At 73.8% G+C, this 14362-nt stretch carries 13 protein-coding genes and 1 pseudogene; 13 read left to right on the plus strand and 1 reads right to left on the minus strand.

Annotated elements, in window-relative coordinates; all coding sequences use genetic code 11:
* The first annotated feature begins 10 nt into the window (after window positions 1-10).
* Window positions 11-1459, plus strand: coding sequence for a PH domain-containing protein (locus tag JGS22_RS11085; protein ID WP_211040344.1), 1449 nt, complete (start codon window positions 11-13; stop codon window positions 1457-1459).
* A gap of 31 nt (window positions 1460-1490) precedes the next feature.
* On the opposite strand, the gene JGS22_RS11090 is transcribed toward JGS22_RS11085, so the two are convergent.
* Window positions 1491-2681, minus strand: coding sequence for an SAM-dependent methyltransferase (locus JGS22_RS11090; RefSeq protein WP_216814943.1), 1191 nt, complete (start codon window positions 2679-2681; stop codon window positions 1491-1493).
* 57 nt (window positions 2682-2738) lie between these two features.
* Here JGS22_RS11090 and JGS22_RS27595 point away from each other — a divergent pair.
* From JGS22_RS27595 to JGS22_RS11145, 12 genes and pseudogenes are all read left to right on the plus strand, one after another.
* Window positions 2739-3041: pseudogene (locus JGS22_RS27595) on the plus strand (SAM-dependent methyltransferase); the annotation flags it as partial.
* Window positions 3042-3545: 504 nt separating this feature from the next.
* A complete protein-coding gene (locus tag JGS22_RS11095; RefSeq protein ID WP_216814944.1) occupies window positions 3546-4754 on the plus strand; it encodes a sensor histidine kinase in 1209 nt (402 codons plus the stop codon).
* Between the two features lie 167 nt (window positions 4755-4921).
* The gene (locus tag JGS22_RS11100; protein WP_211042535.1) at window positions 4922-5605 is read left to right on the plus strand and encodes a response regulator; all 684 of its coding nucleotides are present in this window, start codon (window positions 4922-4924) and stop codon (window positions 5603-5605) included.
* 293 nt (window positions 5606-5898) lie between these two features.
* Window positions 5899-6807 carry a Rossmann-like and DUF2520 domain-containing protein gene (locus JGS22_RS11105; protein WP_308405613.1) on the plus strand — a complete coding sequence of 303 codons (909 nt, stop codon included), beginning with the start codon at window positions 5899-5901 and terminating at the stop codon, window positions 6805-6807.
* Window positions 6804-7754: a pantoate--beta-alanine ligase gene (panC, locus tag JGS22_RS11110; protein WP_211042534.1), complete on the plus strand. Its 951-nt coding sequence runs from the start codon at window positions 6804-6806 to the stop codon at window positions 7752-7754. Before JGS22_RS11105 ends, panC begins: the two co-directional genes overlap by 4 nt.
* Window positions 7751-9751 carry an L-aspartate oxidase gene (locus JGS22_RS11115; protein WP_216814945.1) on the plus strand — a complete coding sequence of 667 codons (2001 nt, stop codon included), beginning with the start codon at window positions 7751-7753 and terminating at the stop codon, window positions 9749-9751. Before panC ends, JGS22_RS11115 begins: the two co-directional genes overlap by 4 nt.
* 2 nt (window positions 9752-9753) lie before the next feature.
* Window positions 9754-10800 carry a carboxylating nicotinate-nucleotide diphosphorylase gene (nadC, locus tag JGS22_RS11120; RefSeq protein ID WP_372454229.1) on the plus strand — a complete coding sequence of 349 codons (1047 nt, stop codon included), beginning with the start codon at window positions 9754-9756 and terminating at the stop codon, window positions 10798-10800.
* A 2-nt stretch (window positions 10801-10802) separates the two neighbouring features.
* A complete protein-coding gene (locus tag JGS22_RS11125; RefSeq protein ID WP_211042532.1) occupies window positions 10803-11609 on the plus strand; it encodes a type III pantothenate kinase in 807 nt (268 codons plus the stop codon).
* Window positions 11610-11914: 305 nt separating this feature from the next.
* Window positions 11915-12790 (plus strand): hypothetical protein, encoded by an 876-nt coding sequence (locus tag JGS22_RS11130; RefSeq protein WP_236073120.1) that lies wholly within the window; start codon window positions 11915-11917, stop codon window positions 12788-12790.
* Window positions 12791-12980: 190 nt separating this feature from the next.
* Entirely contained in the window at window positions 12981-13169 is a 189-nt protein-coding gene (locus JGS22_RS11135) for a hypothetical protein (protein WP_211040288.1), read from the plus strand.
* A gap of 77 nt (window positions 13170-13246) precedes the next feature.
* Window positions 13247-13639 (plus strand): BlaI/MecI/CopY family transcriptional regulator, encoded by a 393-nt coding sequence (locus JGS22_RS11140; protein ID WP_211040289.1) that lies wholly within the window; start codon window positions 13247-13249, stop codon window positions 13637-13639.
* Between the two features lie 9 nt (window positions 13640-13648).
* Complete coding sequence (locus tag JGS22_RS11145) at window positions 13649-14167, plus strand: amino-acid N-acetyltransferase (protein ID WP_211040290.1); 519 nt, start codon at window positions 13649-13651, stop codon at window positions 14165-14167.
* The last annotated feature ends 195 nt before the right edge of the window (window positions 14168-14362 follow it).

A 14362-nucleotide genomic window follows, 5' to 3' on the forward strand; every position in this document is an offset into this window, starting at 1 on the left:
GACGGTCCCGATGAGCGGCGAACACGAGCAGCCCGGTGAACACGAGCAGCCCGGCGAACGCGAACCCCCCGAACCCCCCGAACCCGGCGAACGGCCCGACGCCCACGGGCAGTGCGGCGAGGACCGGCGGGAGCCGGGTCCGTTCCGGTGGCTGCCGAACCGGCCCGAGGGCACCCGGCTGCACCCCATCACGCCCTGGCGGCGCACCTGGGCGCCGATCGCGGCGCTCGCCGTCTTCGCCGTGCAGGACCTCAACCGCGCCCGGGAGTGGATCACCCAACTCACCCTGGGCTGGGTGCTGCTGGCGATGGTGGTGCTGCTGCCGTTCGCCGCCGCGTACGGCTTCCTGTCCTGGTGGGTGACGAGCTACCAGGTCACCGACACCGAACTGCGCATCCGCAGCGGGCTGTTCTTCCGGCGGGTGGCGCACATCAGGCTGGACCGCATCCAGGCGGTCGACGTGACCAGACCGCTCCTGGCCAGAGTCGCCGGTGTAGCCAAGCTCAAGCTCGATGTCGTCGGCACCGAGGCCAAGGACGAGCTGGCATTCCTCGGCGAGGCCGACGCCGTCGCGCTCCGCGCCGAACTGCTCGCCCGTGCCGCCGGTATCGCTCCCGAGGTCGCACCGAGTGCGGGCGAGGCGCCGGAGCGGCTGCTGGCGCGGGTGCCGACCCGGATGCTGACGGTGGCGCTGCTGCTCGTCGGCACCGGATGGAGCTTCGTCGCCGCGACGCTGCTGGTGCCGTGGGGCATGTGGTGGTTCACCGGCAGCCCGGGTGCCGCGATCGCGACCGGGGTGCCGATGCTCGGCGGCGCCTGGGTCTCGACCCTGGGCCGCTATCTCACCGAGTACGACTGGAAGGTCGCCGAGTCCCCGGACGGGCTGCGGATCGACCACGGACTGCTGGACCGGGAGCACGCCACGGTGCCGCCGGGCCGGGTCCAGGCCGTACGGGTCCTGCAACCGCGGCTGTGGCGGTCGCGCGACTGGCTGCGGATGGAGTTGAGCGTGGCCGGTTCGGACGGCAAGTCGGTCCTGCTGCCGGTCGCCGACCGGGCCACGGCCGAGGAGGTGCTGGCCAGGGTGCTGCCCGGCGTACGGCTGTCGGAGGCTGTGGCCGGGGTGCAGCCGGTGCCCGGTCGTGCGCGCTGGGCCGTTCCGCTGTGGTGGCGCGGTTACGGGCTCGGCGTGACGGGCGCGGTGCTGGTGACCCGCCGCGGGCTGCTGCGTCGCGAGTGGATCCTGGTGCCGCACGCGAAGGTGCAGAGCGTACGGCTGAAGCAGGGGCCGTGGGCCCGCCGGCTGCGGCTGGCCGACGTGTACGCCGACCACGGGGCGAACGGCTCGACGAAGGCCGGACTGCGGGACGTCGCGGAGGCGCACGCCGTGGTCTCCGCACAGGCGGAACGCTCCCGCACCGGCCGCCGCACCGCTGGCCCGGAGCGCTGGCTGACCTGACCGCCCGGGCCGGAGCACCGGGCTCAGCGCGTCAGCGCGTCGACGCTGCGGGGGCTCGGTGACTCAGGGGGCTGTCGATGCCGACGGGGTGGGCGAGCCACAGGTGTCCGCCCAGGCCTGCCGGGTCGAGAAGTTCGGCGGCCTCGCCGGAGGCGCTCAGCGCCCGCAGGTATCCGGCCGGATCGGTGCGTGCCAGGTCCATCGGCGGACGTCGACCGTCCAGGCCGAGCGCACGCAGCGCCTCCCGCTGCGGCAGCAACCGTCCGCTGCCACCGGTCCCGCGGCCACTGCCTGCCGCCCTGTCCGCCCTGCCTGCCCTGTCCGCCCCGCCTGGCCCGTCCGCCGCCCGTACCGCGTGCGCGCGAGCCGCGGAGATGCCTCGCGTCTCGTCCGCGCGACTGCCCCGCGCCTCCTCGGCGGGGCTCGCCTCCGGCGCCGAGGCGCAGGCGTCCATGGCGACATGAGCGGTCAGATCGCAGCTTCCGTCGGGTACGGGGCGCACCTCGCGGCCGTCCCGGTAGCCGGTGAGCGTGCCGAAGAGCGGGCGGTCGTCCCGGGTGTGCCCGTAGTCGACGGCCACGGCGAGGCCTGCCGCCAGACTGCCGACGGCCGTACGCCACGCTTCGTCGCGGGGGCGGCCGATCTCGGCGCGCAGCCCGGGTTCGGGCGGTTCGCCGGTCGGCCACCAGCGCCTCAGCCACCGGGCGTCGTCGCCGTTGACCGGGGCGCCCAGCTCCTCGCGACCGTCGGCGGGATCGACGCCCACCCGGCGCCACACGCCCTCCCCGTCGGTCTCGACGACCTCGCACGCCACGTTGTCCAGCCACTCGTTGGCGAACAGCAGCCCGGTCGTCCCGCTCGGCGGGAGCGAGGACCAGACGATGCGGGGGTCGAGTCCCGGCGGTCGGGGAGCGCGCTCCACCGCGAGGGGGCGCAGCCGGCGGCGCAGTGCCTCCGGTACCGCCGCCAACACGCCGGTCAGCAGCTCGCCGCGACCGGCTCCGACGTCGACCATGTCCAGTTCGGGCGGTTCGCAGAGCGCCGCGTCCACTCGGCGCAGCAGCTCCGCGACCGCCTGCGCGTACCGCGGCGAGGCGTGAACGGAGGTGCGGAAGTGGGACGACGGCGCCTCCCGTACGAAGAAGCCGTCCGGTCCGTACAGCGCCCGCTCGGTGGCTTCGCGCCAGCCGAGGAGGCGGGGCACGCTGTTGTCGTCGGTCACGGGCCGACCCTAGGTGTACTCAGCCCTGCGCCTCGGCCCGGGACCGACGACAACAGCGTGCCCCGCCTCCTCGGCTGGCGCGAAGCCACCGAGCGGGCGCTGTACGGACCGGACGGCTTCTTCGTACGGGAGGCGCCGTCGTCCCACTTCCGCACCTCCGTTCACGCCTCGCCGCGGTACGCGCAGGCGGTCGCGGAGCTGCTGCGCCGAGTGGACGCGGCGCTCTGCGAACCGCCCGAACTGGACATGGTCGACGTCGGAGCCGGTCGCGGCGAGCTGCTGACCGGCGTGTTGGCGGCGGTACCGGAGGCACTGCGCCGCCGGCTGCGCCCCCTCGCGGTGGAGCGCGCTCCACCGCGAGGGGGCGCAGCCGGCGGCGCAGTGCCTCCGGTACCGCCGCCAACACGCCGGTCAGCAGCTCGCCGCGACCGGCTCCGACGTCGACCATGTCCAGTTCGGGCGGTTCGCAGAGCGCCGCGTCCACTCGGCGCAGCAGCTCCGCGACCGCCTGCGCGTACCGCGGCGAGGCGTGAACGGAGGTGCGGAAGTGGGACGACGGCGCCTCCCGTACGAAGAAGCCGTCCGGTCCGTACAGCGCCCGCTCGGTGGCTTCGCGCCAGCCGAGGAGGCGGGGCACGCTGTTGTCGTCGGTCACGGGCCGACCCTAGGAGCACGCCGCCCCGCGCCCCGGGCCCCCCCCCGGACGGGCTCGGGACGCGGGTGGAGGGGCCGGACCGGGAACGAGTCGCGGGGTTGTCCGTTCACGGTCTTGTGCCGCATCCACCCTGGGGAGTAGGCGGAGCCACCACGGATCGACCCCTCGACGGACCCGGGAGCCCGGAAGGGACGCCTACGCTGGGTGACGTGAACCGGGTCTATGAGTTGCTGCGCAGGCACCCCACATGGGTGGACGGCTCGTGGGCTCTGGCCATCCTCGTGATCTGCGTGCCCTGGATCGCGAACCCGCCGGCCGGCGTCATCGGCCCCGCCACCTGGCAGCGGGTCGCCGGCGCCGTGATCGCCGGTGCGCTCGCGCTGGTGGTGGCCCTGCGCCGTCGCCACCCGGAGCGAATGCTGCTGCTGGCGACGGTCGCCGGGCTCGCGCAGCTGGCCACCGACGCCTTTGTGCTGCCCGCCGACTTCGCTCTGCTGGTGATCGTCTACACCGTCGCCGCCCGCACCGTCGTGTGGGCCTCGCGATACGCGCTGGTCTGCGCGCTGCTCGCCCCGCTGCTGGCGGTGATCCGCTGGCCCTCGGACGGGAGCAGTCTCCTCAGCACCTTCGCGGAGGCGGCGTTCTACACCGTCTGCTTCGGATTCGCCTGGCTGCTCGGGGACTCGTTGCGCACCCGCCGCGCCTACTACGCGGAACTGGAGGCGCGCGCGTCCCGGTTGGAGCGCGAGCGGGCCGCCCAGTCGCAGGCGACGATAGCCGCCGAGCGCGCCCGCATCGCCCGCGAACTCCACGACGTGGTGGCGCACAACGTCTCGGTCATGGTCGTCCAGGCCGACGGCGCCGCGTACGTGCTGGACACCGCGCCGGACCAGTCCCGGCAGGCGCTGGAGACCATCTCCACCACAGGCCGACAGGCGCTCACCGAGATGCGCAGACTGCTCGGGGTGCTGCGCAGCGAGGACGCGCCGGCGAGCGAGTACGTGCCGCAGCCGAGCGTCGAGCAGCTCAGCGATCTGGTGGAGCAGGTGCGCGGGACGGGGATGATGGTCGACTTCACCGTCGAGGGCACCCCGAGGCCGCTGCCCAGCGGGGTCGAGCTGACCGCGTACCGGATCGTCCAGGAGGCGCTCACCAACACCCGCAAGCACGGCGGGCCGCACGTCGGCGCGACCGTGAGGCTGACCTACGGCGAGGGCGCGCTGACGCTGCTGGCCGAGGACGACGGCCGCGGTTCGCCGGAGGAGCTGTACGAGGGCGGCGGGGCCGACGGGATGGGGCACGGCCTGATCGGTATGCGCGAGAGGATCGGCATGGTCGGCGGCAGACTGGAGGCGGGCCCGCGTGCGGGCGGCGGCTTCCGGGTCTGTGCCGAGCTGCCGTTCCGGGGCGCGGCCTGACCCGCACCCGCGGAACGCGCCGGCGCAGGCCGTCGCTCGGCCGGGATCGGCGCGGACCGGAACCGCAGGACGCGCGGCGCACGTTGACGAACGAAGAGAGACGGTCACCGCCGGCGGCGGCCGACCGACCGCAGACCCGACCGACCGCAGACCCGGGAGAACGCCACATGACCGTCCGCATCATGCTCGTCGACGATCAGGTCCTGCTGCGCACCGGCTTCCGCATGGTGCTCGCCGCCCAGCAGGACATGGACGTGGTGGCGGAGGCGGCAGACGGAGCCGAGGCGCTGGAGCGGTTGCGCACCACCACCGTCGACGTGGTGCTGATGGACATCCGGATGCCGAACGTCGACGGGGTCGAGGCCACCCGCCGCATCTGCGAGGAGGGGCAGGGTGGCCCGGGCGATCCCAAGGTCCTGATCCTGACCACCTTCGACCTCGACGAGTACGCCTTCGCCGCGCTCAAGGCCGGCGCCAGCGGCTTCCTGCTCAAGGACGTACCGCCCGGCGAACTGCTCGCCGCGATCCGCTCGGTGCACAGCGGCGACGCAGTGGTGGCGCCCTCGACGACGAAGCGGTTGATCGACCAGTTCTCGCCGATGCTTCCGTCCTCCGGCCCCGAGCCGACGTCCAAGGAGATCCAGCGGCTGACCGGGCGGGAGCGCGAGGTGCTGGTGCTGATCTCCCAGGGCCTGTCGAACGGCGAGATCGCCGCGAAGCTGGTGCTCTCGGAGGCGACCGTCAAGACCCACGTCGGGCGGATCCTCACCAAGCTGGAGGTGCGCGACCGCGTGCAGGCCGTGGTGCTGGCGTACGAGAGCGGTCTGGTGCGCGCCGGCGGCGGCGGCTGAGCGGTGCGTCCGCCGGGGCGCGAGCCGGGTGCGGCTGGCCCCGGTTCCGCAGGGGCGCGACGGACTCCGGTGCGCGCAGGGGGCGGTACGGCAGCCGGAGCGGCGGCGGTGCGGCTGGCGGCTCGGGAGGCGGTGCGTGCGGCGGTGCGGGAGGCGGTGCGTGCGGCGTGTGCGGGCCCTTCCGGGAGCGGCCCACGACCCCGGAAACGGGCCCGACTCCCACGACGTAGCATGGCTGCGAACGTCCGGTACCGACCCATCAGCGCGGACTGGAACGGAAGGCGCAGCGCATCGTGAACGAAGCAGCACATCCGCAGGACCGCCCCGCCAGGCTCCGCGTCGGAGTCGTCGGCGTCGGCCGGGTGGGTGCGGCGCTGGCCGCGGCGCTCGCCCGTGCCGGGCACCGTCCGGTCGCCGCCTCCGGCGTCTCGGAGGCGTCCCGCGCCCGCGCCGCCGAACTCCTGCCGGACGTACCGCTGGTGGAGCCCGCCGAGGTGCTCGCCCGCGCCGAGCTCGTACTGCTGACCGTGCCCGACGACGCGCTCCCCGACCTGGTCCGCGGCCTCGCGGAGACCGGCGCGGTGCGTCCCGGGCAGCTGGTCGCGCACACCTCCGGACGGTACGGCGTCGGCGTCCTCGATCCCGTACTGCGGGCCGGCGGGCTGCCTCTGGCGCTGCACCCGGTGATGACGTTCACCGGCACCTCCGTCGACGTGCAGCGGTTGGGCGGCTGCGCCTTCGGCGTCACCGCTCCGGAGGAACTGCGGCTGGCCGCGCAGGCGCTGGTCATCGAGATGGGCGGCGAGCCCGAGTGGGTGCCCGAGGAGGTGCGACCGCTCTACCACGCGGCACTGTCACTCGGCGCGAACTATCTGGTCACCCTGGTCGCCCAGGCCAAGGAGCTGCTGACCGCCGCCGGCGTCCAGTCGCCTGATCTGATGCTGGCCCCGCTGCTCGGTGCCGCGCTGGACAACTCGCTGCGTTCCGGCGACGCCGCGCTCACCGGCCCGGTCGCCCGCGGCGACGCCGGTACGGTCGCGGCGCACGTCGCCGAGCTGCGGCAGCACGCGCCCGGCATGGTGGCCGGCTATCTCGCGATGGCCCGTACGACCGCCGACCGGGCCCTTGCACAGGGGCTGTTGAAGCCGGAGCTGGCCGAGGACCTGCTGGATGTCCTCGCAGACGAGGAGTCCGCACGATGACCGATCCCGCCGCCGGAGCACCCGCCGCCGAGGCACCTGACGTCGACGCGTCCGCTGTCGTCGCGTCCGCCGGGGCTTCGGGCCACGGACCCGCCGCCGGGGCCGTGCTGCTGAAGGGGTTCGCCGAGCTCCGCGAGCAGCCCCGGCCCGCCGGCCGCCTCGCCGCGGTGATGACGATGGGCGCGTTGCACGAGGGCCACGCCGCGCTGATCCGCGCCGCCCGCGAACACGTCGGAGCCCGGGGCCGGGTCGTGGTCACCGTCTTCGTCAACCCGCTCCAGTTCGGGGCGGGCGAGGATCTGGACCGCTACCCGCGCACCCTGGACGCCGACCTCGCCCTCGCCGCGGCTGCCGGCGCGGACCTGGTGGTGGCACCGGCCGCCGAGGAGGTCTACCCGGGCGGCGAACCGCAGGTGCGGGTCAGCGCCGGGCCGATGGGCGACCGGCTGGAAGGCGCTTCGCGACCGGGCCACTTCGACGGCGTGCTCACTGTCGTGGCCAAGCTGCTGCACCTGACCGCCCCCGATGTCGCGCTGTACGGCGAGAAGGACGCCCAGCAGCTGGCGCTGATCGCGCGGATGGTGCGCGACCTCGACTTCCCGGTGGAGGTGCTGGGCGTACCGACCGTGCGGGAGCCGGACGGCCTCGCGCTCTCCAGCCGCAACCGCTACCTCTCCGAGGAGGAGCGCCGGCACGCCGCGGCGCTTTCCCGCGCACTGTTCGCCGCTCGTGGCGAGTCGGAGCCCGACGCCGTACTGGCCCGTGCCCAGCGGGAGTTGGCCGGGGCATCGGGGCTGGAAATCGACTACGTCGCGCTCGTCGATCCCGCCACCTTCGCCGATGCCGCTGCCGACCACCGGGGCGAGGCCGTGCTCGCGGTCGCCGCCCGGGTGGGCGCCACGCGCCTGATCGACAACGTCCGGCTCACCTTCGGCGGTCCGGCATGACCAGCGGCGACATACCCCCCGGAACCGACTCCGCCGTACGCCCCGACCCGGCGGTACGCCCCGGCTCCGCCGTACGGCTCGACGCGCCCGAGCCCAGCTGGGCGATCGACGCCGAGGTCGCACTCGTCGGCTCCGGCGTCGCCGGCCTCACCGCCGCCCTGCGCTGCGCCGCGGCCGGGCTGCGCACCGTCATCGTCACCAAAGCGCTGCTGGACGACGGGTCCACCCGCTGGGCGCAGGGCGGGATCGCCGCCGCGCTCGGCGAGGGCGACACCCCGGAGCAGCACCGGGACGACACCCTGGTCGCCGGCGCCGGCCTCTGCGACGAGAACGCCGTCCACACCCTGGTGACGGAAGGGCCGGACGCGGTACGCCGGTTGATCGCCTCCGGCGCCGTCTTCGACCCGGACGAGGACGGCGACGGGATCGCGCTGACCCGCGAGGGCGGACACCACCGCCGCCGCATCGCGCACGCCGGGGGCGACGCGACCGGAGCCGAGATCTCCCGGGCCCTGGTCGAGGCCGTACGGACCGTGCAGCGCGAGGGCACCGCCGCCGGCGGCACCATCGAGACGATCGAACACGCCCTGGTGCTCGACCTGTTGAAGGACGCCGGGGGCAACACCGCCGGGGTCTCGCTGCACGTCATGGGCGAGGGCAGGCACGACGGGGTCGGCGCGGTGCACGCACCCGCGGTCGTCCTCGCCACCGGCGGCATGGGGCAGATCTTCTCCGCCACCACCAACCCGGCCGTCTCCACCGGGGACGGCGTCGCCCTCGCGCTGCGGGCCGGCGCGCAGATCAGCGATCTGGAGTTCGTCCAGTTCCACCCGACGGTGCTCTATCTCGGGCCGGACGCCGAGGGCCAGCAGCCGCTGATCTCCGAGGCGGTGCGCGGCGAGGGCGCGAAGCTGGTCGACGCAGACGGCGAACGCTTCATGGTCGGCCGGCACGAGCTGGCCGAACTGGCCCCGCGCGACATCGTCGCCAAGGGCATCATGCGCCGCTGCCAGGAGCAGGGCGCCGAGCACATGTACCTCGACGGCAGGCACTTCGGCGCCCGGATGTGGCAGGAGCGCTTCCCCACCATCCTGGCCGCCTGCCGCACCCACGGATTCGATCCGGTGACCGAGCCGATCCCGGTCGCACCCGCCGCGCACTACGCCTCCGGCGGCGTCCGTACCGACCTCGACGGCCGCACCACCGTGCCGGGCCTGTACGCCTGTGGCGAGGTCGCCTGCACCGGCGTGCACGGCGCCAACCGGCTGGCCTCCAACTCGCTGCTGGAGGGCCTGGTCTTCGCCGAACGCATCGCCGCCGACCTCACCGCCGATTTCCGTGCCGGACGGCTGCGAGCGGGTGCGCCGGTCACCGACCGGGCGGTGGTGCAGCTGCCTGCGGCTGAGCTGCGCACCGCGATCCAGCGCACCATGACCGAGGGCGCCGGCGTACTGCGCTCCGCCGCCAGCCTCGCCGCCGCCGCCCGCCGCCTCGCCGCCCTCCGCCCGCCGGCCGGGTCGGCCGGGTCGGCCGTGCCCGTTGTGCCGGCCGGGCCCCGAAGTGCCGACGGCGCCGGGTGCGGGCCCGCCGAGCCGGGAACGCAGACTTGGGAGACCGCGAACCTGCTGCTCGTCGCCGAGGTTCTCGTACGGGCGGCCACCGAGCGCGAGGAGACCCGCGGCTGCCACTGGCGGGAGGATTTCCCGGATCGGGACGACGGGCAGTGGCGCCGCCATCTCGTCGCTACCCTCGATCACAGTGCGGATCGAACCGGCTCCGCGCGCCCGGTGCTGCGAACCACCGGGTCGACCGCCTTCCCGCCGGTGCGCACCACGCACCCGGCCGCCACCGAGCAGCCCGCCACCGAGCAGACCGGCACCGAACCGCTCGGCACCGAACCGCTCGGCACCGAGCAGCACAGCGCCACCGACACCCGTTCCGCCCCGGGCCGTTCCACCGACGCCCGAGCCGCCGACCACGCAGCCGCCCAGGAGTAGCAGTGACCCCCAACGACCAGCCCGCCCCCGCCGACGCCGGCGACCCGTCCCCGGACCGACTGCCCCTGCTCGACGCGGAGTCGGACCGGCAGCCCGGCTGCGGCGAGGGCTGCGGCTGCGCGGACGGCGAGGTGGACGAGGAGAGCGGCCTCGACCCGGCGCTCGTGGAGGTGCTGTACGCCGACGGACTCGACCCGCTGCTGGTGGAGGACATCGCGCTGGTCGCCCTCGCGGAGGACCAGGACGAGCACGGCACCGGCGACGTCACCACGCTCGCCACCATCGCCGAGGACGCGGTGTCCGTCGGCGATTTCACGGCCCGTCAGGCCGGCACGGTAGCCGGTCTGCACATCGCCGAGGCGGTGCTGTCTGTCGCCGCGACCGCGGATCTGGAGGTCGAACGGCACGTGGCCGACGGGGACCGGGTGGAGGCGGGGCAGCGGCTGCTGACCGTACGCACCCGTACCCGCGATCTGCTCGTCGGTGAGCGTCCCGCGCTCAACCTGCTGTGCCGCCTCTCCGGCGTCGCCACCGCCACCCGCGCCTGGGTCGACGCGCTGGAGGGCACCGGGGCGACCGTGCGGGACACCCGCAAGACCACCCCCGGGCTGCGAGCCCTGGAGAAGTTCGCGGTCCGCTGCGGAGGTGGCGAGAACCACCGGATGTCGCTCTCCGACGCCGCGCTGATCAAGGACAACCACGTCGTCGCGGCCGGCGGGGTGACCGCAGCCTTCAAGGCCGTACGGACCGCCTACCCCGACCTGCCCGTCGAGGTGGAGGTGGACCGGCTGGACCAGATCGAGCCGGTGCTCGCCGAGGGCGCCGACCTGATCCTGCTGGACAACTTCACCCCCGCCCGCACCGCCGAGGCCGTCGCGCTGGTCGCCGGACGGGCGCGGCTGGAGTCCTCGGGCGGTCTCACGCTGGCCAACGCCCAGGAGTACGGCCGCACCGGTGTCGACCACATCGCGGTCGGGGCGCTGACCCACTCCGCGCCGATCCTGGACATCGGCCTGGACCTGCGCGAGTCCGCCGACGGGGGGAACTGACCATGTTGCTGACCATCGACGTCGGTAACACCCACACGGTCCTCGGCCTCTTCGACGGCGAGGAGATCGTCGAGCACTGGCGCATCTCCACCGATCCGCGCCGCACCGCCGACGAACTCGCCGTACTCCTCCAGGGCTTGATGGGCATGCACCCGCTGCTCGGTGTGGAGCTCGGAGCGGGCATCGGGGGAATCGCGATCTGCTCCACCGTCCCCTCGGTGCTGCACGAGCTGCGCGAGGTCACCCGCCGCTACTACGGCGACATCCCGGCCGTGCTGGTCGAGCCCGGGGTCAAGACCGGTGTACCGATCCTGATGGACAACCCCAAGGAGGTCGGCGCCGACCGCATCGTCAACGCGGTGGCGGCCACCGAGCTGTACGGCGGGCCGAGCATCGTGGTCGACTTCGGCACCGCCACCACCTTCGACGCGATCTCCGCCCGCGGCGAGTACACCGGAGGTGTGATCGCGCCCGGCATTGAGATCTCCGTCGAGGCCCTCGGGGTGCGCGGCGCACAGCTGCGCAAGATCGAACTTGCCAAGCCCCGCGGGGTCATCGGCAAGAACACCGTGGAGGCCATGCAGTCCGGCATCCTCTACGGCTTCGCCGGACAGGTGGACGGCGTCGTCCGCCGGATGGCGGCGGAGCTGGTCGGTCCGGACGGCGACGTCGACGACGTCACCGTGATCGCCACCGGCGGGCTCAGCCCGATGGTGCTGGGGGAGGCGGAGCTGATCGACGAGCACGAGCCGTGGCTCACCCTGATCGGGCTCCGCCTGGTCTACGAACGCAACCTCGGCCGCCGCTGACCGTCCCGCCCGAAGCTGCCCTGGCTGCCCGGCCCCGGCCCGCCCGCTGCCCGGCCCTTGCCCCGCCCGCTGCTCCGGCCCGCCCGCTGTTGTCGGCCGAGGCCGAGGCCGAGGGCGCTGGCGGCTGCCGCCCGTCGCGCGCGCCCGGCAGGCCCGGCCCGGCCCGCGGACACCCGTACGGCCGGGCCGCCGCCCGGGGACGCCCCGGCTCCCCGGCCGTCCAGGGCGCCCGGCCGGGCTGTGCGGAGTGGACAGCGAGCGCGTGGTTCGAGCCATTTCGTCCGATTAGCGCCTATCGTCGGCCTATGCCCATTCCACATGGCTCCCGAGGCGGTATGGCCTTCAGCGCGGACGAGCTGCGCGTACTGCGGCGTGCCCTGGAAGCAGTGGTGCGGCCCGCGCTCGTACCGGATCGCGAGGTCCGCGCCTGCCACCGCCTCGCCCGGGCGGTGGACCGGGCGGCCGCCGAGGCCGCCCGCGAACGTGCTTTCCTCGTCGCTGATCTGGGCCGCTACCGTGCCGCCCTCCCCGGCTCCGCCCGCGGCTATCTGGAACGCCTCGACGAGGCGCTGAGCGCCGGTTGCACGCCCGCCCCCGACGACATCGCGAGCCTGCGTCGCATCGCCTCCGGTGCGGCAGGTCGCACCGGAGGCCGGGAACAGGCCCGTCGCCTGCTCGGGCGGCTCTCCACCGGGCGCGCAGCCGTGCCCGGACGCCGCGAGGGGAGCGCCCGCCACCTCCTCGTCGTCCCGAGCGGCCTCGCCGGGGGCGTGCCCTCCCCCTGCCTCTACGGCAGGGGGAGGGCCGTACCCGGTTCCCGTCCGGCGGCCCTCGACGGGCCCCGTCCCGGTCCTGCGGGCAGCCCCGCGTCCGACCGCACCCCGGGCCCCGGCCGCGCCGCCCGCGAAGCCGAAACCGACCACATCGCCGATCTCCGCGACGACACAGACAAGGACGGTGGGGAACACATGGCTGCCAAGGAAAGCGACGACCGCGAGCGCACCCCGCGCCCCGCGCCCGGCCCGGGCCCCAAGTCCCCCGGGCCCTCCGGCCCGCGGCCGACGAGGCCGGTACCGACGCCGGGCGAGGTCTTCCCGCCCCGCCGCCGGCCCAAGCCCCCGCCCGGCGACCGGGCGCTCCCGCCCGAGGAGCGGGCCCGGGCGGACGCCCTGTCCGCCTGAGCGCCCCGCACCGCGGCCGAGGATCGGCCCGACCGCACACTCGCAAGCCGTACGCGCCGCCGCGCGGGCCCGCTCGTCAGGGGCCCGCGCGGCGGCGTTCCGGTGCTGGCCTACTCTGGAGCCCGGACCCCCGGTGCGTTGTGCGCGGCAGGTCCGCAGACAGCAGGTACCGCAGCAGGAGGCCGGAGCAATGGACTACATCGCCGCACTGACCCCCTCCGTGGTGATGGCCATCGCCTTCATCGCGCTGATCGTGACGATCGTCAAGACGCAGGGCGGGCCGAACAAGTCCAAGGAGGACGCCGCCGTCGACGCCGCCTTCGCGCGCGCCGAGGCGAACCGCCGCGAGAGCGCGGCCGGTGGCGGCCCCGCGGCCTGAGCCGTCCCCTCGCCGGTTGCCGCACGTACGGCGTCCGCGGCCGTGCCGCGTGTTGCCCGCGGCCATATCCTTCTGCTGTGCCGCGACCACTGGGTGACCTCGAAGACACCGTGATGACGCGGGTGTGGGAGTGGAACCGCCCGGTCACCGTCCGAGAAGTCCTGGAGGATCTCCAGCAGGGGCGGCAGATCGCCTACACGACCGTGATGACCGTCATGGACAACCTTCACCAGAAGGGATGGCTCAGACGGGAGCAGGAGGGGCGCGCCTATCGATATGAGGCCGTCTCCACCCGCGCCGCTTATGCGGCCGCGCTGATGAACGAGGCATGGTCGGAGAGCGACAACCCGGCCGCCGCACTGGTCGCCTTCTTCGGCATGATGTCGCCGCGACAGACCGAAGCCCTGCGAGATGCCCTGCGCGTCGTGCAACTCAATGGCGAACGTCTGACCGAACCGGGTGAGCGATAGCGTTCCCCCATGCCAGAAGCCATAACCGCGCTCCATGTCCGCAGGGCCCGTACGACCGACGTGCGCGCCGTACGCCGCCTCATCGATGTCTACGCCGGTGATCGCATCCTGATGGACAAAGCGACGGTGACGCTTTACGAGGACATCCAGGAGTTCTGGGTCGCGGAGCGGGACAGCGACGGTGAAGTGGTCGGTTGCGGCGCACTCCATGTGATGTGGGAAGACCTCGCCGAGGTGCGCACCCTGGCCGTGGATCCGGCACTCAAAGGAACAGGAGTGGGTCACCGGCTTCTGGGGAAGCTGGTCGAGACCGCACGGGGGCTCGGAGTCAGCCGAATTTTCTGTCTGACGTTCGAGGTCCCCTTCTTCGCGAAGCACGGTTTCACCGAGATCGGTGACGCTCCGGTGGACGTCGACGTGTACAGCGAGCTGCTGCGATCGTACGACGAAGGGGTCGCCGAGTTCCTCGGCCTGGAGCGGGTGAAGCCCAACACCCTGGGCAACAGCAGGATGCTTCTGCACCTTTGATACGGGCATTGCCACTCCCCGGATCGCCGTGGACTATGTCCGAAAGGTCCACTCGCTGCCCAGCCCCGGATCGGGTCAAGCCCTCCCGAGGGTTTGAATTTCCACGAGAAAAGGGGTTTGCTGTCGTCGTCAATATCGGTAATCGGTTATGTCGGCCTGTCATCCAGAACGGGGCGGCGACGCAGCGAATGGGAG

Origin of the sequence: Streptomyces tardus, assembly GCF_018101125.2 — a bacterium.
Classification (GTDB): Bacteria; Actinomycetota; Actinomycetes; order Streptomycetales; family Streptomycetaceae; genus Streptomyces; species Streptomyces tardus.

Coding starts and splice junctions, on each gene's coding strand:
- JGS22_RS11145 (WP_211040290.1), top strand. CDS start 13,649: ATGCCAGAAGCCATAACCGCGCTCCATGTCCGCAGGGCCCGTACGACC.
- JGS22_RS11125 (WP_211042532.1), top strand. CDS start 10,803: ATGTTGCTGACCATCGACGTCGGTAACACCCACACGGTCCTCGGCCTC.
- JGS22_RS11135 (WP_211040288.1), top strand. CDS start 12,981: ATGGACTACATCGCCGCACTGACCCCCTCCGTGGTGATGGCCATCGCC.
- JGS22_RS11100 (WP_211042535.1), top strand. CDS start 4,922: ATGACCGTCCGCATCATGCTCGTCGACGATCAGGTCCTGCTGCGCACC.
- panC (WP_211042534.1), top strand. CDS start 6,804: ATGACCGATCCCGCCGCCGGAGCACCCGCCGCCGAGGCACCTGACGTC.
- JGS22_RS11130 (WP_236073120.1), top strand. CDS start 11,915: ATGCCCATTCCACATGGCTCCCGAGGCGGTATGGCCTTCAGCGCGGAC.
- JGS22_RS11115 (WP_216814945.1), top strand. CDS start 7,751: ATGACCAGCGGCGACATACCCCCCGGAACCGACTCCGCCGTACGCCCC.
- JGS22_RS11085 (WP_211040344.1), top strand. CDS start 11: ATGAGCGGCGAACACGAGCAGCCCGGTGAACACGAGCAGCCCGGCGAA.